Genomic DNA, 20,715 nt, shown 5'->3' on the forward strand with positions numbered 1-20,715 from the left:
TAAGCATCATTATGACAAAAGAAGCAATTATAAATTTTTCCCAGCTCAAGGCGGAGCCAGCCTGGTTACAAGACCGCCGTTTGGCCGCTTTTGAGAAAATTGATCAGCTGAAGCTACCCAAGATTGAAAAGGTTCGCTTTAACCGCTGGAATTTTGGGGATGGTAGTCTGGCCGAAAATGAAGCGACGGCTAATGTGCCTGATTTTACTGCCTTGAGTCAGAATCCTAAGTTGGTTCAAGTCGGTACCCAAACGATTCTGGAACAGCTGAGTCCTGAACTTATTGAAAAAGGTGTTATTTTTACTGATTTTGCCAGTGCTCTGGAGACTATTCCAGACGTTTTAGAAGCTAATTTTGCTAAGGCTCTGGCCTATGATGAAGATAAGTTGGCGGCTTATCATTATGCCTATTTCAATACCGGAGCCGTCCTCTATGTTCCTGACAATATTGAAATTGCCCAGCCCCTGGAAGGTGTCTTCTATCAAGATAGTGATTCAGATGTACCTTTTAATAAGCATGTTCTTGTGATTGCTGGTCGCAATAGTAAATTTAGTTATCTGGAACGCTTTGAATCTATCGGTCAAGCTAGTTCTAAAGCAACTGCGAATATCAGTGTGGAAGTTATCGCTGGGGCTGGCAGTCAGGTCAAGTTTTCAGCTATTGACCGTTTGGGGCAGAACTTGACCACTTATATGAGCCGGCGGGGACGCTTGGAGCGCGATGCTAGCATTGATTGGGCTCTGGGCGTGATGAATGAAGGCAATGTCATCGGTGATTTTGATAGCGATTTGATTGGTGATGGTAGCCATGCTGATTTCAAGGTGGTGGCGGCTTCCAGCGGTCGGCAGGTGCAAGGGATTGATACCCGTGTAACCAACTACGGCCGCAACTCGGTTGGACATATCCTGCAACATGGGGTTATTCTGGAAAAAGGAACTCTGACCTTCAATGGTATTGGTCATATTGTCAAGGGGGCTAAAGGAGCGGATGCGCAACAGGAAAGTCGAGTCCTCATGCTTTCGGACAAAGCACGATCTGATGCTAATCCGATTCTTTTGATTGATGAAAATGATGTCACTGCTGGTCACGCCGCTTCCATCGGCCAAGTAGACCCTGATGATATGTATTATTTGATGAGTCGTGGTCTGAAATATGAAGAAGCGGAACGCCTTGTTATTCTTGGTTTCTTGGGAGCTGTGATTACAGAAATCCCAAGCAAGAATGTGCGTGATGAAATGATTGCCGTTCTTGATCACAAGTTAGACCAACGTTAAGATGATTCGAGGAGGTCATCCTTGTTAGATACAGAAACGCTTAAAAAAGATTTTAAAATTTTAGATCAGGTAGTCAATGATGAACCTCTGGTCTATTTGGATAATGCCGCAACAACCCAAAAACCTCAAGCAGTTCTTGAGGTTTTGCGTGCTTATTATGAGACAGACAACGCCAACGTTCACCGAGGGGTTCACACCCTAGCAGAGCGGGCAACAGCCGCTTACGAGAACAGTCGGGAGAAAGTCCGTGCTTTTATTAGGGCAAAATCAACTAAGGAAGTTCTTTTTACCAGAGGGACAACTACTGGACTAAACTGGGTGGCTAATTTTGCTAAAGAAGTTCTGCAGCCGGGTGATCAGGTCTTGATTTCTATTATGGAGCATCATTCTAATGTCATTCCCTGGCAGGAAGCCTGTCGGGCTACTGGTGCTGAGCTTGTCTATGTCTATCTCAAAGATGGCCAGTTGGATATGGCAGATCTCAAGGCCAAACTCAATGACCGCACCAAGTTTGTCAGTATGGCACAGGCATCCAATGTCCTAGGCTGTCTCAATCCTGTCAAGGAGATTGCCAGCCTAGCCCATCAGGCAGGAGCCTACATGGTTGTTGATGGGGCCCAATCTGCCCCCCACATGCCCATCAATGTGCAGGACTTGGATTGTGATTTCTTTGCCTTCTCAGGTCACAAGATGCTAGGACCAACGGGGATCGGAGTTCTATACGGCAAGGAAGAAGTGCTCAACCTCATGCCGCCTATTGAATTCGGTGGGGAAATGATTGATTTCGTCTACGAGCAGGAAGCCAACTGGAAGGAGCTCCCTTGGAAATTTGAGGCGGGAACACCTAATATTGCAGGAAGTATTGCTTTGGGAGCGGCTCTGGATTATCTGGATAAGATTGGTATGGAGGCGGTCCATGCCCACGAGCAAGAGCTGGTGGCCTATGTTCTGCCCAAATTACAGACTATTAAGGGCTTGACAATTTATGGGCCTGAAGATCCTAATCAGCATACTGGTGTCATCGCCTTTAATCTGGATGGTGTCCATCCTCATGATTTAGCTACTGCTCTGGATTACGAAGGCGTAGCTGTTCGGGCAGGTCACCATTGTGCCCAGCCTTTGATTAACCATCTGGGAATTCATTCAGCTGCTCGGGCAAGTTTTTACCTCTATAATAGTAAGGAAGATTGTGATAAATTGGTTCAAGCAATCATAGCAGCAAAGGAGTTTTTCAATGGCACTCTCTAGTTTGAATAATCTCTATAAAATGGTGATTGCAGAGCATTCTCAAAGTCCTCACCATCATGGCTTTTTAGAAGGGGTTGAACAGCTTCAGCTCAGTAACCCTACCTGCGGCGATGTCATTAATTTGTCTGTCAAATTCGATGGTGATGTCATCGAGGATATTGCTTTTGCTGGGGATGGTTGCACCATTTCAACAGCTTCTTCCAGCATGATGACCGATGCTGTCATCGGCAAGACCAAGGATGAGGCCCTGCATCTGGCAGAAATTTTCTCCAAAATGGTCCAGGGACAAAAAGATGACCAACAAAAAGAATTGGGTGAAGCGGAACTTATGGCAGGGGTCGCTAAGTTTCCCCAGCGGATCAAGTGTGCTACTCTTTCCTGGAATGGTCTGAAAAAGGCTATCGAAAGAGATGGTGAACAAAAGTAAAAAATGGGAAAGGGACTTCGGCAGGAGTCCTTTTTTGCTTTTACGAATAAATAGGTGAGATTATTCGTGAAAGGAGTTGCATGTCATGAAAAAGGAGAAATTTTTATCGCTGACTCTCTTGTTTCTTCTGTCGAGCTCTTACCTAGCTCCGGGAGTAACACTGGCAGAGTCTGTCAGTAACTCAGTTCGTAGTCCTAGAGAGGAACAGGGAGACGTTGGAGACAGTGAAAATGGGGAGGTCAGTTCCAGCACCTCACAAGAAGAGAAAAAATCAGTGGACGAAAAGAGTAAAGCAGAAACAAAGTCCACGGATGAGGCGTCTTCAGAAGAGGACAGTGCCGACTCTGTAAAACCATCCGATAAAGAGGAGCAGCCGGCAGTTCCTAAAGAAGAGGGAGGTGACCGTGCTTCCAATCAATCCGATTCTTCCCCCTCAAAAGATTCTCATGTGCAATCGGAAAGCCATCAGGAAGCTTCTCAGCTTACAGGTCAGGATAACCAAGCTGGACAAGATACTGAGTCTGCCGAAGGCTCACAGGTAGAACAGCAACTTTCTGATGAGAGTGGCCCTGACCAGAATGAGGAGTCGAAATCGAAACCAGTGGCGGAAAAGAAACCAGCAAAATCAGAAAAGTTAGAGAAAGAATCAGTTTTTTACCGCCAGTTACCTCCACTGCCACTTGTTCAAACAAATGTGCTGGTCAGCCCATTTTTTGATAGCTACTGGGCAGAGAAGCCAGCTGCTGTCTACGTTAGTGATACGGAAGATAAAGAGTCTGCTGATCCTTTGACCTATACTACGTATGTAGAGCATTGGTCAGGTCAGGATGCTTATAATCACAATCTTCTTTCCCATCGCTATGGTGTCAAGGCAGAGCAGTTGGACGGTTATCTGAACTCCTTAGGACTGGCCTATGATAACCGGCGGATCAACGGGGAACTGCTCCTCAAATGGGAGAAGGAGACTGGCCTTGATGTACGGGCGATTGTCGCTATAGCTCTCCACGAAAGTTCTTTAGGGACTGCTGGGGTAGCGATGCTTCCAGGTGCCAATATGTTTGGCTATGGAGCTTTTGATAACAATCCTAATCAGGCTAGTCATTTTAACGATAGCCAAGCTATTTCTAAAATGGTAGGGCAGACGATTATTCAAAATAAAAACTGGACTTTCAAAATACAAGACGACAAGGCGAGAAAGAATGCCTTGGGCCAGTTGGATGTCATTCGTGATGGTGGTGTCTATTTTACCGATAGCTCAGGCAGTGGCAGGCGACGGGCGCAAACGATGCAGGATCTTGATGATTGGATTGATCAACATGGCGGGACCCCAGAAATACCAGAAAAGTTAAAGCACTTGTCTGGTATCAGTCAGGCGTCCTTGCCGACAGGCTACCAGCTTTCTCGTCCTATGAATCCTCAAGCTTACCTAGCGTTCTCCTATCCTTGGGGTCAGTGCACCTGGTATGTCTACAATCGGGCTCGTGAATTGGGTTACGGATTTGATCCCTATATGGGCAATGGTGGAGACTGGCAATTCAAACCGAGTTACGATCTTAGTCACCAGCCAAAGGTGGGTTATGCTGTTTCTTTTGCACCAGGCCAAGCTGGAGCGGACCCAGATTACGGTCATGTGGCCATTGTTGAGCAGGTCAAGAAGGACGGTTCCATCCTTATTTCTGAATCTAATGCCTTGGCTTCTGGTGTCATTTCTTATCGGATTTTTACAGCTGACCAAGCTGCTGAACTGACTTATGTGATTGGTAAACCTCTTACGTGATAATCTTTGGCTAGGAACATTTTTTGTTTGAGCATCCCTGTTCTTGGGAGCGAGAATTAGTATTTCTCCTTTAGCCATGTTATAATGGTCAAAACTTTGATGTTCGAATCTTTTTCTGGATCGGCTAAAGGAGGTATTATGTCTTATTTTGAAAATTTTATCAAGGCTAACCAAGCCTATATTGACCGACATGGGACAGCTCATCTGCCCATAAAGCCAAAGACCAAGGTCGCTATTATTACTTGTATGGACGCCCGTCTCCATGTTGCTCCGGCTCTAGGTCTAGATCTTGGAGATGCCCATATATTGAGAAATGCCGGTGGCCGTGTAACCGAGGATATGATTCGTTCTCTTGTTATTTCAGAACAATTGCTTGGGACGCACGAAATTGTTGTTCTACATCATACAGACTGTGGCATGCTTACATTTAAAAATGAGGAGCTAGCTGATTTTGTTGAGAGTAAGTTGCACCAAAATGTACATGATCAGGATTTTCTTCCATTTAGTGATCTTGAGGCCAGTGTTTGTGAGGATGTCAACCTCTTACGGGATTCTCCGCTGATTCCAGATGACATTGTTATCTCTGGTGCTATCTATGATGTTGACAGTGGCCATATTTCAGCAGTTGAGTGCTAACGGGAAGTCAGCCTAAGACTTTGGGCTGATTTTTCTTTTGGTCTATTGACAAGCTTTGGGTTAACCCGCTATACTGAGACTATTATTAAAGAAATGAGCGAAAAAAATTATGTCTGATAATCATATGACTTACCGTATTGATAGCAATATGCAGTTCCCGTTGGTAGAAATTTTCCTTGAAGCAGGAGAGTCGGCCTATATCCAGCGCGGAAGCATGGTTTACCATACCCCATCAATCACACTTAACACCAAGCTTAATGCTAAGGGAGATGGTTTAGGTAAACTCTTTAAGGCCGTCGGTCGCTCCATGACTTCTGGTGAATCAGCTTTTATTACTCAAGCAGTTTCCAATGCAGATGATGGCCGTCTGGCTTTGCCCCTTCCATGCCTGGTCAGATTATTGCTCTGGAATTGGGAGCCAAACAGTACCGCCTTAACGATGGAGCCTTTCTCGCTCTGGATGGTTCTGCCCAATATACCATGGAGCGCCAGTCAGTTGGACGGGCCTTCTTTGGTGGTCAGGGTGGTCTCTTTATTATGACAACCCAAGGTCAAGGGACACTCTTAGCTAATAGCTTTGGTTCCATTCAGAAAATCGAGCTTAACCAGCAGGAGATTACGATTGATAATGCTCATGTGGTTGCTTGGTCCAGAGAGTTGGATTACCAAATCCATTTGGAAAATGGCTTTCTGCAATCTATCGGTACAGGTGAAGGTATTGTTAATACCTTCCGTGGCAGCGGTGAAATCTATGTACAAAGTCTCAATATTGAAACCTTTGCCCAAGTTATCGGTGGCCATTTAGTGACACCATCTACTAGTAACAAGGGTTCGGGGATCATGGATCTGTTTTAGATGGTTAGATTTGCAGTCTCTAGAAAATAGGGGAGGAGGGCAGGTTGACTTGCTCTCCATTTCAATTGTAACCATCAAGACCGTTTTAGTCTCGCTCACTCTGTAAAGAAGGAAGCAATATGCGAAAGTTTTTCTTAGGAATTAGCCTAATTTTATTGGCTGCCGTTATCGTATTTCAAGATTTATTTGCCCCAGCCCTAGTTGATGGCTGGGCTCTTCTTGGTCTTTGTATCACGGCCGCTTGGTTTTTAGGAAGTATCCTGCGTGCCGCTTTTACCAGTAGTTTCCTTAGTCTAGGTTTTTTCCTAATCATTTTAAATGGCCGCCTGCATTTTTTACCCTTGTCTAATAGTACAATTTTTCTCGTTGCTTTCTTAGTGGGTCTGGGGCTGGATAATTTGTTTGGAAGAAGGAAACCTTGGAATTTTAGATGGCGGACCAAGAAAAATAATCAGTATACCTATGCCCCCTATAATAGCAATGCCAGTCACATCAGGGATGACAATTTCATCTCAGGTAGGGCGGAAGTAACCTTTGGCAAGAAGGTAATTTACTTTGATGAAGCAATGATTTTGGGTGACATTGCTACGTTTGAGGTTGAGGTCTCTTTTGCTAGCATAGTTCTTTATATTCCTAGAGATTGGTCGGTTGTTTGTAAGGTCTCGAATGTGTTCGGTTCTGTCAATCTGCCTAGTCGGCGCTCTGCAGGAAGAAAGACTTTGGAGTTGACTGGTAGTGTGGCTTTTGGCAGTTTGGAAGTGGTTTATCTTTAGTTAGAGATAATTTTCAAGCATTAAGGGAGGTGGCTGGGCAAAAACTCGTCCAGTATCCCGTTTTGGGATAAAGTCTTGACGCAGTGGTTGGCCACTATCCTAACTCACTGTGCGGAGGTGGGTTAAAAAGGTCTGGGAGACCTTTTTAATCGGGAAATGAAGCTTGCAAAGCAAGTGTCAAAAACGGTTTGGGGAGAGACCGTTTCAGGTCACCACCTTAAAACCAGGCCATGGTGAGGACCAAAATTTTCAATTTTTGGGTTGATCCCACGCCCTTCCCTTTTTCTCCTATTTAGTGCTATAATAATAAGGATTGAATCATTTTGAATAGGAGACGATAAAGACTATGTCTAATGAAATTCGCGTGCGTTACGCACCAAGTCCAACGGGACTGCTACATATCGGAAATGCGCGGACGGCGCTCTTTAATTATCTCTATGCTCGTCACTATGGCGGTACTTTTGTCATTCGGATTGAAGATACTGACCGCAAGCGCCATGTTGAAGATGGTGAACGCTCGCAATTGGAAAACCTGCGTTGGCTAGGGATTGACTGGGATGAAAGTCCTGAAACTCATGAACGTTATCGTCAGTCAGAACGTTTGGAGCTCTACCAAAGCTATATTGATCAACTTTTGGCGGAAGGTAAGGCCTATAAGTCTTACGTAACAGAAGAAGAATTAGCAGCTGAACGGGAACGCCAAGAAGCTGCTGGAGAAACCCCTCGTTACGTCAATGAATACCTAGGTATGGACGAGGAGCAAAAGGCTGCTTATATTGCTGAGCGTGAGGCTGCCGGTATTGTCCCAACGGTCCGCTTGGCTGTTAATGAAGCTGGTATTTACAAATGGACTGATATGGTCAAGGGTGATATCGAGTTTGAAGGCAGCAATATCGGCGGTGACTGGGTTATTCAAAAACGCGATGGCTATCCAACCTATAACTTCGCTGTCGTTATTGATGATCATGATATGAGTATTTCCCATGTTATTCGCGGTGATGATCATATCGCGAACACTCCTAAACAGCTCATGGTCTATGAAGCCCTTGGTTGGGAGCCTCCACAATTTGGTCACATGACCTTGATTATTAACTCTGAAACAGGTAAAAAGCTGTCTAAACGAGATACCAATACCCTGCAATTTATCGAGGACTACCGCAAGAAGGGCTACCTCCCGGAAGCTGTCTTCAACTTTATTGCCCTCTTAGGTTGGAATCCTGGTGGAGAAGAAGAAATCTTCTCCCGTGAGGAATTGATTAAACTTTTTGATGAAAGTCGTCTCAGCAAGTCACCAGCAGCCTTTGATCAAAAGAAAATGGACTGGGTCAGCAACGACTATATCAAGAAAGCTGATTTTGAGTCTGTCTTCGCCCTCTGTAAACCCTTCTTGGAAGAAGCGGGACGCCTGACCGACAAGGCTGAAAAGTTGGTAGAGCTTTACAAGCCTCAGCTCAAGTCAGCTGATGAAATTGTCCCTCTGACTGACCTCTTCTTTGAAGACTTTCCAGCATTGACTCAGGAAGAAAAGGATTTTATGGCGGGTGAAAGCGTTCCAACTGTCCTTACGGCCTTCAAGGCTAAGCTGGAAGCCATGTCTGATGAGGACTTCCAAGCAGAAAATATCTTCCCGCAAATCAAGGCTGTTCAAAAGGAAACGGGCATCAAAGGTAAAAATCTCTTCATGCCAATTCGGATTGCTGTTTCTGGTGAAATGCACGGTCCAGAATTACCAGATACTATTTATCTATTGGGGAAGGAAAAATCTATCCAACATATTGAGAATATGCTGAAGAACTTGAAATAAGAAGGATATCAGGACTGGCTTAGGCTGGTCTTTTTTCTGCTGCCTATTATCTATTATCCATTAGTTATTACAAAATTACTAAGATCTCAAGATAAGTTCTGGGTGCTTGAGTACTGGAATTTAGTATGAGGAGGGTGAATAAAGTCAGTAGCATTTAATCTCAGACCAAGTTTCATTTTTGATATAGAGTTGGTGTCATAAAATTTCTCGCATCTAAGTGTTTTATAAAAAGAGATTTAAAGAGCCTCAGACTTGGAGATTTAACTGTTGTAAAATTTACAATCCTTTTATTTTCTGTTACAGGAAGGTTATGATATACTAAATAGGAATTAGTGATAAGTTTGCTTGCTGTTAAAGTTGGCCATGAGGAGAAGATCTGCCTTGAGAATGGGGGAGAGATATTCTCAAGGCTCTGGAGCTGCTTCTAATAACTGAGCCAACCATAAGAACACGCTGTTCACTGAATGTGATCCCCCCGAGTATTCGGAGGGTTTTTATTTTAAAATGAAGATAATTTTTGTTATTTTAAGTGTGAAATAATATAATTAATCAAAGAGTGGTTAGAAATGGTGGGAGTTTATGAATATATTTATTTTGGAAGATAATTTAATCCAGCAAACGCGGATTAAAACCTTAGTAACGGAGATATTGCGGGAAGAAGGAATTTCAGCTCGTCAGTTTGAAGTTTTTTCCAAGGCACAAAATCTATTGGATGCTATTGCTGAAAAAGGTAATCACCAGCTTTTCCTCTTGGATATTGAAATTAAGGGAGAAGAAAAAAAGGGGTTAGAGGCAGCGGCGGATATCCGTCGGATTGATCCTGCGGCTGTTATTGTTTTTGTGACCACTCACTCAGAATTCGCTCCGATTAGTTTTAAGTATAAAGTTTCTGCCTTAGATTTTATTGATAAAACAGCTCCGGATGAGCAGTTCAAGACTGATCTGCGTGAAGTTATTGCTTATACGGCTAACAATATGCACCGCTCGGAGGAAGTGGATGAGGTTTTTACCTTTGAATCAGCTCAGGCGCGTGTTCAGCTGCCCTTCAAGGATATCTATTACTTTGCGACCTCGCCAACGCCCCATAAGGTCATGTTAATTACAAAAAATGAGCGTTTAGAGTTTTACGGTAGTCTCTCAGAGATTGCAGAAGTCAATTCACGACTCTTTTCCTGCCACCGATCCTTCCTAATTAATTTAGATAATATTAGTCGAGTGGATAAGGCTGAGCTCTTAGTCTTCTTTGAGAATGGAGATGCCTGTCCAGTTTCCCGCTTGAAGATGAAGGCTCTTATGCGGGAGTGGGGAGCCAGACAGGAGACTGTTTAAGGCAAAAAATAAAGTTTGAGAGTGGGACAAAAATCAACCACTGCGTCAATTTGGTAAATCTAGGATAATGCTAACGAGTTTGGACTTTTGTTCCAGACTCTTTTTTATTTTGCTGGAGAAGATTGAAAAACTAGGTGGTTCAATTGTCCATTTACATAGAAAAAATCTGATTTTAGTCCATCAATCTAGGATATTATTCTATGATCAGAAAGAGCAGTTGGGGATAAAAAATGCATTTCAAGAGAAATTTTGACATTTCAAGATAAAAAAACGACAATTCAAGATATTGTGGTTTAAAAATCTTTGATTTGAGATATACTAATCAGCGTAGGGATGAAGTTTTCTATCAGTTTCTCTCTCCCAATAATTATTCTGATAGAAGACAGACGCAAACTTATCCCGAACTTCTTATTTATTCGAAACCCATTTCTCATCTCTCTCCCAATATACTGTGAAATGGAAAGGGACCCGCGACGGCGGGTTCTTTTTTTTGCAAAAATTATTTTCTAATTTCTGCCAGTATGGTGAAAAGAGGATCATAAGAGGTTGGAACAGACGATCATGAGTGCTGCGCTCTCAGCTGTAAGATCATGTAAGCTATAGATGACATCTAAAATATTCGAATTCGATTTAACTGGTTTAGAGAGCATGAGGGTAAGAACTTGTATTCACATTTTTTGACAGTTAGCCTTATGTGGTAGGGACGCAAGCGACCTCCTAACGGAGTTCCATTGCTCATTTTCAAGCCTAGGGTCTTGAAAATCCCCTCGACGATTGACTTAAATAGGGTCAATCGTCTTTTTACCACGACGGCAACTGTCTGCTTTGAGCGATCTTATGGTCGCTTTTTCCAGCTGAGGCTAAGAATTTAAACTTGTGAATACAGTTTCTAAGACTTTGTTGGTTAGGCCAAGAAGCCTTACTCCTGCATAGGTTGAGAATGAGACAAAAATCGGTAAATCGTTATGAAATGGTGATTTCGATTTTCCTCGCCCTCCCATTTTAAGGCTCAGGCCTCTGCTATTTTTCTATTTTTAGGTGGCAGGCTTTGGCAGTCTATCCCCAGACTGCCAAAGTCTACTGGAGCATTTCAATCTCACCTCTGCTACAGTCGATATTGTTAGTCTACTATACTGTTATGCTGTGAAATGGCAGGTATAGCTGCTGGTGTTTCGAACTTTTACAAATATGGCTGCTAAAAGTATAAAATCTTTCAAGATGTTTGATTATCAGCAACGGTTTTCTAAATTCCTTTTTGCCAGATCTAAGGGGTTTGCGATATGGTGTTGGTGTTTGTTCGGCCTCGTGTGGGGTTGAGGTCAATGTGCCATAGTGCTTGGTGTTGGCTATCAAGTGAGGGGTGTTTAATAGCAAGTCTCTGGGGTATCTTGATGAACCTGTGCAGAGGTAGGTGAGAGCGGTAATAGTTTTGAAGCTGTATTGGAACTTACTAGAGACTTTTCGTCTTCAAATGAATAATTTCCTGTATATTTACCCAAAACATGAATAAAAAACAAAAAATTATAAAAAATCGAAAAAAAATACAAAAAGTACTTGACTCATGAATAAAAATACCATATAATGACTTTCGTAAGGTTGAGATATACAAAAAACAGCCTAAAAAAGAAGAAAAGAGAAATAATTATGTCAAAAGAAAAAGTCATTCTAGCTTACTCAGGGGGACTTGATACCTCCGTCGCGATTACTTGGTTGAAAAAAGATTACGATGTTGTTGCTGTCTGCATGGATGTCGGTGAAGGTAAGGACTTGGAATTCATCCATGATAAGGCGCTGAGCGTTGGAGCTGTTGAGTCTTACGTCCTTGATGTTAAGGATGAATTTGCTGAGGAATATGTTTTGCCAGCTTTGCAGGCTCATGCTTACTATGAACAAAAGTATCCTTTAGTATCAGCCCTCAGCCGTCCAGTAATTTCTAAGAAATTGGTTGAGATTGCTCATAAGACTGGAGCAACGACTATCGCTCATGGCTGTACTGGTAAGGGGAATGACCAAGTTCGGTTTGAAGTGGCTATTGCGGCTCTTGATCCAGAGTTGAAGGTTATTGCGCCAGTTCGGGAATGGAAATGGTCCAGAGAAGAAGAAATTGAATACGCTAAGAAGAATGGCGTGCCAGTTCCTGCTGATCTTGACAATCCTTATTCAGTTGACCAAAACCTTTGGGGGCGTGCCAATGAATGCGGTGTCCTTGAAAATCCATGGAATCAGGCCCCTGAAGAAGCCTTTGGTATTACCAATTCTGTTGAAGAGGCTCCTGATACGCCTGAATTTGTTGATATTGAATTTAAAGCTGGTAAACCGGTGGCTATCGATGGTCAAGAAATGAAATTGGCTGATTTAATTCAAAAATTAAATGATTTGGCTGGGAAGCACGGTGTCGGTCGGATTGACCATGTAGAAAACAGATTGGTCGGTATCAAGTCTCGGGAAATCTATGAATGCCCTGGTGCTATTACACTGTTGACCGCACATAAGGAAATTGAAGACCTGACCTTGGTTCGGGAAGTGTCCCACTTTAAACCAATTCTTGAAAATGAATTATCTAATTTGATTTATAATGCCCTTTGGTTTAGCCCAGCGACGGAAAGTATTTTGGCCTATATCAAAGAAACTCAAAAAGTGGTTAATGGAACTGCAAAAGTGAAATTGTACAAGGGAACTGCTAAGGTTGTGGCACGGAAGTCGCCGAATTCTCTTTATGATGAAAATTTGGCAACCTACACCACAGCAGATAGTTTTGATCAAGATGCAGCTGTAGGATTCATTAAACTTTGGGGGCTGCCAACTCAAGTCAACTCACAAGTTAATAACAAATAATGTTAATGTGAGAGGTGAGTGGGCAGAGCTCAAAATAAAGGCAAGGAAAATCTTCAGATAAAAGGGGTCAGAGAGCCCCATCTGGACCTCTTTTCTTTAAACTTAATGCCCGATGAGGCCGTTCGGTGAGGCGACTGACGGGCCCAAGAGGAAGAAGTGCTCTTCCTTTTAGGGACAAGTCCTGTGAGACCATCAAAACTAGCTATGACATAGGCTAGTTTTTTTGATATGATGGTAATACCTGTTGAAAATCAAAACGATAGGTCCTTGCACACTGAACACGCCTGTGTTTCTGTAAACTAGGTGGGTTTTCTTTGAAACGCTTAAGGGCTTTATATCTTAGTTTCAGCTTGCTGTACTTTTGGGAGTGAAACAAAAGTATGGCCTTCTACTGACTATTTTAGTAGAACAGTCTGATGCGGCGCAGTGTTGGAAGACAAGTCTTTGTTGGCCATGCTAGCTTAGTTTGCCCCTGTACAGGTCCATTAGGTGCTTTAGCCAAGGTCCCATAGGACTTGGCGTGTTAGATCCAGTGACAGCGAATTTAACTAAGGCTTTGCCTTGTCTTGACTGTAAGGGGATATAAAGAAAGCTGGTTGACTCACTAGCTGGGTTTCTTGTCTTTATAATAGATGTTGTAACATTAAAGAAAGGGAATGTTCGCTAGCTAAGCGAATCTGGTAATACTATGGCAGAAAATCATAAACTCTGGGGTGGCCGTTTTGAAGCAGGTCTAGAAAAATGGGTCGAGGAATTCGGTGCTTCTATTTCTTTTGACCAAAAGATGGCAGAATTTGACTTAAAGGGTTCCATTGCTCATGTGACCATGCTGGGGCAAACAGGCATCATCAGTCCTGAAGAAGCTAGCCAAATCAAAACAGGTCTTGAGGAACTCTTGCAGGACTTCTATGCTGGTCAGCTAGAATTTGATATCGCTAATGAAGATATCCACATGAATCTGGAGTCACTTTTGACTCAGAAAATTGGACCAGTAGCTGGAAAGCTCCATACGGCTCGTTCACGTAATGACCAAGTGGCGACCGATATGCACCTCTATCTCAAGGCTAAATTAGTTGAAGTGCTGGATAAACTGCATCATTTGCGACAAACCTTGGTTGATTTGGCTGATAAGCATGTTGATACTATTATGCCGGGCTACACCCATCTGCAGCATGCCCAGCCGATTTCCTTTGGTCATCACCTCATGGCCTACTACAGCATGTTTACCAGAGATAGTGAGCGGTTTACCTTTAACCAAAAGCACACCAATCTTTCGCCCTTGGGAGCTGCAGCTCTGGCTGGGACAACCTTCCCTATTGATCGCCAACTGACCAGCGATTTGATGGGCTTTGATGCTCCCTATAGCAATTCTCTGGATGCGGTGTCTGATCGAGACTTTATTTTGGAATTTTTGGCCAATGCCAGTATCCTCATGGTGCACATGAGCCGCATTTGTGAAGAGATCATTAATTGGTGTTCTAACGAGTACCAGTTCGTCACCTTATCTGATACCTTTTCCACAGGCTCTTCTATCATGCCGCAGAAGAAAAATCCTGACATGGCTGAACTCATTCGTGGGAAAACAGGCCGAGTTTATGGCAATTTGACTGGCCTGCTGACGGTTATGAAATCCCTGCCTCTCGCTTACAATAAGGACCTGCAAGAGGATAAGGAAGGTATGTTTGATACAGCGGAAACCATCACGGTGGCTATTGATATCTTGGCGGGAATGTTGTCCAGTATGACGGTCAACGACCGCCACATGGCGGAATCAACCGAAAAAGATTTCTCCAATGCAACAGAACTAGCAGACTATCTGGCTGTCAGGGGGCTTCCTTTCCGTCAGGCTCACGAAATTGTTGGTAAGCTGGTTTTAGAATGCACCAAGAATGGTCACTACCTTCAAGATGTCCCCTTAGAGCGCTATCAAGAAATCTCTGATCTGATTGAGGGAGACATCTATACTGCCCTGCAATCGAGGACTGCCGTTGAGCGTCGTAATTCGCTGGGTGGCACAGGCTTTGATCAGGTACACTGGCAGATTGAAGAAGCGAAGAAAACTTTAATGAGTGATAAATGATGATTGCTGACCATCAGAAAAAAGCTCCTACTAGTAAAATGTACTAGTGGGAGCTTTTAAGTTAACTGGGGAATTGTTCTATTAGTGGCGTTTAGATTTAGGCAAAAGGTTAGCCGCAAATATACTGATAAGGAGACCGACTAGGCTCAGGCTCCAGCTAGATTGCCCATTTGTTTTTGGTAATTCAGCCTGCTTGCTGGTCTTGGATCCTGTTGGGGCTGCTGTCTGACTTTGCAGGTTTTGGTAGTTGCTGGTTACCATTTGTAAGATAGCTTGACGTTTGTGGAGCGACAAGGCTGGTTTAGCGGTCTGCTCTTGTTCCTTGGCTTGTGGATCTGCTGGAGTTGTTGGACGGCTTGGATCAGTGGCTTCGGTATAGATGTACTTAAAGTCGCCAAAGCCATTCTGACTAGGATCGGCTGCAACAAACTGAATGGTTGTCTTCTGATTAAGGAGATTTTTCGCCCGCTCGGCTGTGCGGAAGTGAACATCCAGTCCCTTGATGGTATCGGCAAAACGCCAATTGTTGTCGGCAGTGGGGTTGATCGTTTTTTCAGCCGTAATGTAATTGATGAGAACCTGGCGGTTTTCTAAATTGAGCAGACGGTTTTCGCTAGCGTTTCTCACGCCTGGGAAGTTTCCGCTTGCCCGATAATTGTTGGTTGCCACCATAAATTCTTGGCCATCAGCAACCGGCTGTCCCATGTAGGTTAAGTCCCGAACGCGATGGGCGTCTGGATTGACTAGGTTGCCATCCATGTCATATTTATTAGGCTGTGTGACATCGAATGTGTAGTTGATACCATCAATGACATCAAAATTGTAAGTACGATAGTCGGTATTAATCAATTGCTGAGGCCCTGTCTTGCTAGGGTCGATTTGATTAAACTGGCCGGCTGACATTTCCAGCCATTCCCGCAAATCTTTGCCGGTAACTTTGAGAACAGCTGTAACATTGTCGTAGAGGTAAAGGTCTGCGACGTTTTTAATTGCGATTGGACCGGCAGGAATATCAGTGTAGGAAGAAGCATCATTGCGAGCACCGGCCTTAAAAGGAGCAGCTGCTGAGAGGAGGGGCAGACTGGCTTCTGGTGTTCCTGCCAGTTGCTCCTTCAGATACCAGCGTTGGGCATTGTTGACCATTTGAATGGAAGGGTCGTCTTCTACTAAGGCAAAATAGCTGTTGATTGGAGCAGTTGTTGTTCCGACTTGTTCGCGGACATAATCGATAGTGGCTTCGTGGTCAGGTTTGGCTAGGTTTAAAATTCTTTCATCAGCCTGATTAGAATTGCTGTCAATCTTGCGAATTTCGGCGTGACTTTGCTCAACCTTCCATTTACCACCTTGAAAGAGCAGGTTGAGCTTGATGACGCCTAGATGGTCGCCATATTTCCCGCCCATGGTAACAGGAATACCGTTGATTTTGCCGTTAAAACCATCGACACCGGGAATTTTTTCATAGACTCCTGTACCATTCCCCGATGGGAACTCAGCATGGGCGTGACCAGTGACAACCGCGTCGATTCCCTTAGCGCTGGCAATTTGGTAGCCGACATTTTCTTCACCGATATCATAGCGATCGTTACCAATACCTGAGTGGGACATGACCAAAACGATGTCGGCCCCCTTGGCCCGCATCTCTGGGGCGACAGCCTCGACAGCTTGAACTGCATCGATGGTCTTGACCTTACCTTCTAAATTAGCCTTATCCCAATTCATGATTTGAGGTGGAACGATACCTGTGATACCAACATTGACGGTGACTTGCCGGCCGTTAATATCGGTAAAGGTTTTGGGAATAATAATATAGGGATTGAAATAGTGTTTGCCAGTTCTAGCATCAATGACATTGGCATTGACGATTGGTAGACCTGCTGAATCAACAACGCGATTGAGGTAGTCCAAACCATAATTGAATTCATGGTTTCCCAGCGAAGCTGCATCATAATGCAAGGTCGTAAAGGCCTTGTACATGGGATGCTGTTGGCCCTGCTTAACAGGATTGATGAGTGCTTCGTAAGTTCCCAGTGGGGTGCCTTGAATGGTATCGCCATTATCGACCAAGACGGAGTTAGGATTTTCCTTTTCAGCCTGATCAATGAGAAGGGCGGTCTTGGCTAGGCCGATATTTTGGGCATCCTTATCTTGATAGTAATCGTAGTTAACCAGATTGGTGTGGAGGTCGGTGGTTGAAAGGATTTGGACATCTACCTTCTCACCTTCAATCGGCTTTGTATCATCAGCCTTTTCTTGTTCGGCGGTTTGCGGAGTTTGATTTTGATAGATTGATTGCTCTTGGCTATTTGAAGCTTGAACAGCAGAGGCTTGGGCATTAGCATAGTCTTGGCTTTGGTCTTGATTGGTTGGAACCTGTTGACTGCTAACGTCATTGGCGCTTGCTACTTGATTTTGTGTCTGGGACTGAGGGAGCTGCTCGTCAGCTGTGACTTGGTTAGCGACTAGTCCAGCTGTGACCAGCGAGAGCAGCAAGGCACTTTTTCTTAGGTAGTGTTGAGACATGTAGAAACTCCTTACTAATTAATGATGGCCATATAGGCAAGGCGGAAAGAAGGCAGCTGTGCTTACATTTAAATGCTGTAAAAGACGGATGCCTAAAAGTTCGTTTATAGACGCTTTCAGGTTTTATTATACACAGAAAATAGAAACTAACAAGTTAAACTCCGAACTTTAATTGTATAACATTTAATTTCTATCGTATAACAGTCAATCTTTCCTTCGGAGGTTTTTGTAGCTGGTTTAATACTTAGAGCTCAATTGGTCTGGCATTTATGGCTAACTAGTGATAAAATGTAGCTTGGTAAAGGGAATCATCTGAGATATTAGATGAGGAGTGCTAAATCTAGGGGATTTTTGGCTTTTGGCTCTTTTATGGTATAATAAGGGGTAATTTAGAGTGTTTGGAGACTGCCTTGAAGAAGACCTATCGTGTTAAAAAAAACTTAGATTTTCAAGCTATTTTTAGGCGAGGCAAGAGTGTCGCCAATAGGAAATTTGTTGTTTATAGTTTAGAAAGGCCACAGAAGCATTTTAGAGTTGGTCTGTCAGTCAGTAAAAAGCTCGGCAATGCCGTTACCCGCAATCGGATCAAACGGAAGATGAGACATGTTTTGATGGAATTGGCTCCGCATTTAAGCAACGATGACTTTGTTATCATTGCTCGAAAAGGTGTTGAAGATATGGACTATCGAGCAGTGAGACAGAATTTGAAACATGTTCTGAGTCTAGCTGGTCTCTATCAAGATTGAGTTTTGCCCTTGGAGTGGGGTCCTGATGATTTAGTGATGTCGTATTGAAAGGAATATTTTGTGAAAAAAAAACTTAAATTAAGTGGTCTAGTTCTAGCAGCTTTGATCGTCTTGTCTGCCTGTGCTCGTCGTAATCCAGTTAACAGTTCGTCGACAGGCTGGGATCAGTTGGTTTACGGTTTTGGTCGCGCTATCCAGTGGCTGTCCTTTGGTGGATCGGTTGGAATTGGGATCATTCTTTTTACGCTAATTGTTCGTTTGGCCTTGATTCCTCTCTATAATCGTCAGATTAAATCCAGCCAAGAAATTCAAGAACTTCAGCCTGAGCTTAAACGGATTCAGAAAGAATACGCTGACGACCGCAATATGCAGGCTATAAAAACGCAGGAGCTCTACAAAGAAAATGGTGTGAACCAGTGGGCAGCCTTACTGCCTTTAGCCATCCAATTTCCCGTCATGATGGCTCTTTATCAGGCCTTGATTCGGGTACCTGCCTTGAGTCAAGGGAATTTCTTGTTCTGGAATCTAGGTGAAAATGATGGAACCTATATCTTGCCGATTCTGGCAGCCATTTTCACCTACCTGTCTATGTGGCTCAGCAATAAGGCAGCCAAGGAAAAGAATGCCTTTATGACAGCTACTAGCATTGTTATGCCTCTCTTTATTTTGTGGATTGGAACTCGCTTCACGAGTGGGATTGCCCTCTACTGGGCAATCGGTAATGCCTTTCAGGTAGCTCAGCTTTTAATTTTCCACAATCCCTTTAAAATTATTGCTGAGCGGGAACTTAAGGAGGCACAAGAAAAAGAAAGGGAAGCAAAAATTCGTCGAGCGAAGAAAAAAGCCCGGAAGAAACGTAAGTAGACGCATCAGAAAAAGGCGAAAATTTTCTGTTAGCGAAGGAGTATAGATATTATGGTAGTGTTCACAGGTAATACTGTTGAAGAAGCAATTCAGGCAGGTCTTGGTGATTTAGGTATCACTAGAACTAAGGCTTCTATCCGCGTTCTCTCGCGCGGGAAAAAAGGTTTTTTCGGTTTTGGTAAGAAACCAGCCAAAGTTGATGTAGAGGTCATCAGCCGCACGACTGTTTCTCAAGCTGACCAAGAGATTGTTCGGAACTTGCCAAAAGCCTTGAGTAAACGGGAAGCTTCAGAAGAAGCTCTCAAACAAGAGGCAGCAGAGTCCCGCAAGGTGACGAGCATTATCAAGTATTTGGAAAATCGTGGCCAAATCGTTAATGATAAGGCTAAATCTGAAATGCTGGATGCTAGACGCTCAATAACGTCTGTTCTTAGCGATTTACTTCCCGATGAAATTGTTGAAGAGTATCGGCGTAAGAAGGAAGAGCTGGATAAGGAAGGCCTTGATTGGACAGATGAGCTAGAAGCTGAGGATAGTCAAGCTGCTGATTCAGCTGAGCTTTCTGCTGAAGATTCACAGAAGACCGTTGGCCAAAGAGCAGCTGTCCCTGTGGCGGAAGCCTCGGTTGCCCAAGAGAATCCAGCACAGTCAGCGGCTGAAGGATCGGAGCCAGAGTTGGATCGCTTAACTGAAAACTCTGAGAGTGGGTCCCATCCGATTGAAACCACGGTCGGCAAGGATATTGATGAAGCCGCCGAGGCTGTGACAGGCTATCTTGAAACTATTATCTACGAAATGGATGTGGAGGCTGGTTTAACAACTAATCAATCCGGTCGTCAAATCACCATTCAGGTTGAAGCACCAGAGGCCGGTCGAGTAATCGGTTATCATGGTAAGGTGCTTAAATCCCTGCAAATCTTGGCCCAAAACTTCTTACATGACCATTATTCCCGTTCTTTCTCAGTGACAGTCAATGTTCATGATTATGTCGAACGTCGCATGGAGACCTTGATTGATTTTGCCCATAAAATTGCTGAGCGTGTTTCAGACAGCGGTCAGGCTTATCGTATGGACAGCATGTCCAACGATGAACGTAAGATCATCCATAAAGCGATTGCCAAAATTCCTGACGTGGACAGTTATTCAGAGGGACACGACCCTAAGCGTTATGTGGTTGTTGTTCCTAGTCGAGAAGATTAAACTAATTAAGAGGGTGGAACCGCTAATCGGCAGTGGTTGGGAGTCCTTATCTTGGGGTGCAGTCCTATTTTCAGGCCCCCCCTTAAACAGTCCACTGGACTGTTTAACTACTCCGCAAGTGTTGGCGGCCATCCTAATCAGCTGTGCGTAGGTGGGACAACGAAGTCGATTTATATAAATCGACTTCTGTTCCACTCTCAATGAACTGTGTAGGGGTAAGACTTCTTGGGCCTAGCCAACAAGTCTTACTCCCACTACTGCGTCAATTGTAAATCGAGAACAATGTTAACGAGTCTGGGACAAAAGTCCAGACTCGTTTTGTTATGGCTTCCAGCCAGTTTTTAACG

The 20,715-nt window shown here is 43.8% G+C and carries 14 protein-coding genes and 1 pseudogene; 14 read left to right on the top strand and 1 reads right to left on the bottom strand.

Annotation, left to right across the window (positions count from 1 at the left end):
* The first annotated feature begins 11 nt into the window (after positions 1–11).
* The 11 genes and pseudogenes from sufD to argH all read left to right on the top strand — a co-directional run bounded on the left by sufD (position 12) and on the right by argH (position 15,038).
* Positions 12–1,274, top strand: coding sequence for a Fe-S cluster assembly protein SufD (gene sufD / locus STRCR_RS03010; RefSeq protein WP_004225808.1), 1,263 nt, complete (start codon positions 12–14; stop codon positions 1,272–1,274).
* Positions 1,275–1,295: 21 nt separating this feature from the next.
* Positions 1,296–2,522, top strand: coding sequence for a cysteine desulfurase (locus tag STRCR_RS03015; RefSeq protein ID WP_004227293.1), 1,227 nt, complete (start codon positions 1,296–1,298; stop codon positions 2,520–2,522).
* Positions 2,509–2,949 carry a Fe-S cluster assembly sulfur transfer protein SufU gene (gene sufU, locus STRCR_RS03020; protein ID WP_004225518.1) on the top strand — a complete coding sequence of 147 codons (441 nt, stop codon included), beginning with the start codon at positions 2,509–2,511 and terminating at the stop codon, positions 2,947–2,949. Before STRCR_RS03015 ends, sufU begins: the two co-directional genes overlap by 14 nt.
* Before the next feature lie 85 nt (positions 2,950–3,034).
* Complete coding sequence (locus STRCR_RS03025; RefSeq protein WP_004229114.1) at positions 3,035–4,726, top strand: CHAP domain-containing protein; 1,692 nt, start codon at positions 3,035–3,037, stop codon at positions 4,724–4,726.
* Positions 4,727–4,864: 138 nt separating this feature from the next.
* The gene (locus STRCR_RS03030; RefSeq protein WP_004227674.1) at positions 4,865–5,362 is read left to right on the top strand and encodes a beta-class carbonic anhydrase; all 498 of its coding nucleotides are present in this window, start codon (positions 4,865–4,867) and stop codon (positions 5,360–5,362) included.
* Between the two features lie 109 nt (positions 5,363–5,471).
* Positions 5,472–6,217 (top strand): annotated as a pseudogene (locus STRCR_RS03035) (TIGR00266 family protein).
* A gap of 119 nt (positions 6,218–6,336) precedes the next feature.
* A complete protein-coding gene (locus STRCR_RS03040) occupies positions 6,337–6,990 on the top strand; it encodes a hypothetical protein (RefSeq protein WP_004225423.1) in 654 nt (217 codons plus the stop codon).
* Positions 6,991–7,336: 346 nt separating this feature from the next.
* Entirely contained in the window at positions 7,337–8,794 is a 1,458-nt protein-coding gene (gene gltX, locus STRCR_RS03045; RefSeq protein WP_004229892.1) for a glutamate--tRNA ligase, read from the top strand.
* A gap of 579 nt (positions 8,795–9,373) precedes the next feature.
* Complete coding sequence (locus tag STRCR_RS03050) at positions 9,374–10,123, top strand: response regulator transcription factor (RefSeq protein WP_004228558.1); 750 nt, start codon at positions 9,374–9,376, stop codon at positions 10,121–10,123.
* Between the two features lie 1,644 nt (positions 10,124–11,767).
* Positions 11,768–12,958, top strand: coding sequence for an argininosuccinate synthase (locus STRCR_RS03055; protein ID WP_004226304.1), 1,191 nt, complete (start codon positions 11,768–11,770; stop codon positions 12,956–12,958).
* A gap of 688 nt (positions 12,959–13,646) precedes the next feature.
* Positions 13,647–15,038, top strand: coding sequence for an argininosuccinate lyase (gene argH, locus STRCR_RS03060; protein ID WP_004227947.1), 1,392 nt, complete (start codon positions 13,647–13,649; stop codon positions 15,036–15,038).
* An 81-nt stretch (positions 15,039–15,119) separates the two neighbouring features.
* On the opposite strand, the gene STRCR_RS03065 is transcribed toward argH, so the two are convergent.
* Positions 15,120–17,558: a bifunctional 2',3'-cyclic-nucleotide 2'-phosphodiesterase/3'-nucleotidase gene (locus STRCR_RS03065; protein WP_004228521.1), complete on the bottom strand. Its 2,439-nt coding sequence runs from the start codon at positions 17,556–17,558 to the stop codon at positions 15,120–15,122.
* Between the two features lie 410 nt (positions 17,559–17,968).
* On the opposite strand from STRCR_RS03065, the gene rnpA reads away from it, so the two are divergent.
* Genes rnpA through STRCR_RS03080 form a run of 3 tightly spaced genes read left to right on the top strand, consistent with a single transcriptional unit; the run spans position 17,969 to position 20,368 of the window.
* Positions 17,969–18,304, top strand: a complete 336-nt coding sequence (rnpA, locus tag STRCR_RS03070) for a ribonuclease P protein component (RefSeq protein WP_004228233.1) — start codon at positions 17,969–17,971, stop codon at positions 18,302–18,304.
* Between the two features lie 60 nt (positions 18,305–18,364).
* Complete coding sequence (locus tag STRCR_RS03075) at positions 18,365–19,168, top strand: YidC/Oxa1 family membrane protein insertase (RefSeq protein WP_004226489.1); 804 nt, start codon at positions 18,365–18,367, stop codon at positions 19,166–19,168.
* Positions 19,169–19,219: 51 nt separating this feature from the next.
* Entirely contained in the window at positions 19,220–20,368 is a 1,149-nt protein-coding gene (locus STRCR_RS03080) for a Jag family protein (protein WP_004229618.1), read from the top strand.
* Positions 20,369–20,715 lie beyond the last annotated feature (347 nt).

Origin of the sequence: Streptococcus criceti HS-6 (assembly GCF_000187975.2) — a bacterium.
Lineage (GTDB): Bacteria > Bacillota > Bacilli > Lactobacillales > Streptococcaceae > Streptococcus > Streptococcus criceti.